This is a genomic window from Vibrio sp. 2033, assembly GCF_033339735.1.
On sequence record NZ_JAWOVC010000084.1, the window covers coordinates 1 to 1,365 of the forward strand.

Sequence of the window (1,365 nt, forward strand, 5' to 3'; positions counted from 1 at the left end):
GTCGTGGAAGACACGCCAACCATCATCAAGGTCTTAGGTAACGACACGTTCGAAGGCGACGACAAAGTGGTGTCGCTGGATACCAACAATGGACCAGCTAACGGCACGGTCTCGGTCAACCCGGACGGCAGCGTAACCTACACGCCAAACGACAACTACCACGGTACAGACAGCTTCACCTACATCGTCACCTCCGGTGGGGTATCGGAGTCCACCACGGTGAACGTCGATGTCACACCAGTCAATGACGCGCCAGTGGCAAAAGGTGATACCGCTGTTACTGACGAAGACACGCCAGTGACAATTGATGTTCTGCCAAACGACACCGACATTGATGGCGATACGTTAAGCATTGATTCGGCGTTTGTGCCGAGTGACCAAGGTAAAGTCGAAATTATTGATGGAAAACTGGTCTTCACACCGGCCGAGAACTTCAATGGTGACGCCGAAATCACTTACACCATCACCGATGGTGCGCTGACTGATCAAGCGACGGTCAACGTCACCGTAAATGCGGTGAACGACACGCCTGTGGTTGAAAGTAGCATTGCAGACCAAACCTTGGCGGAAGATTTTACGCCATACACCATCAATCTGAATACCGCTTTCAGCGATGTGGATAACGCCGATGGTGAGTTAACGTTTAGTGTCTCTGGCAACAGCAACATTCAAGTGGCGATCGTCAATGGCATTGCTACGTTCACTCCAACCGCAGACTGGAATGGCTCAGAAACCCTAACCTTTACCGCCACCGATCCAAGCGGTGAAAGCGTTAGCCAAACGGTGAACTTCACGGTAGCGCCTGTGGCAGATATTGAATCTGACCGCGCGACGGTTGTGGAAGACACACCAACCATCATTAAGGTTTTAGGTAACGACACGTTCGAAGGCGACGACAAAGTGGTGTCGCTGGATACCAACAACGGTCCAGCTAACGGCACGGTCTCGGTCAACCCGGATGGCAGCGTGACTTACACGCCAAACGACAACTTCCACGGTACAGACAGCTTCACCTACATCGTCACGTCCGGTGGGGTATCGGAGTCCACCACGGTGAACGTCGATGTCACACCAGTCAATGACGCGCCAGTGGCAAACGATGATACCGCTGTTACTGACGAAGACACGCCAGTGACAATTGATGTCCTGCCAAACGACACCGACATTGATGGCGATACCTTAAGCATTGATTCGGCGTCTGTGCCGAGTGACCAAGGTAAAGTCGAAATTATTGATGGAAAACTGGTCTTCACACCGGCTGAGAACTTCCATGGCGATGCTGAAATCACTTACACCGTGACCGATGGTGCACTGACTGACCAAGCGACGGTCAATGTCACCGTAAATGCCGTAAACGACACGCCT

General features: G+C 52.2%; 1 protein-coding gene. It reads left to right on the forward strand.

All coding sequences use genetic code 11. From position 1 onward, the window contains the following. Positions 1-1,365, forward strand: a 1,365-nt coding sequence (locus R7P74_RS24760; protein ID WP_318123291.1) for a cadherin-like domain-containing protein, incomplete at both ends; no start/stop codon positions are given.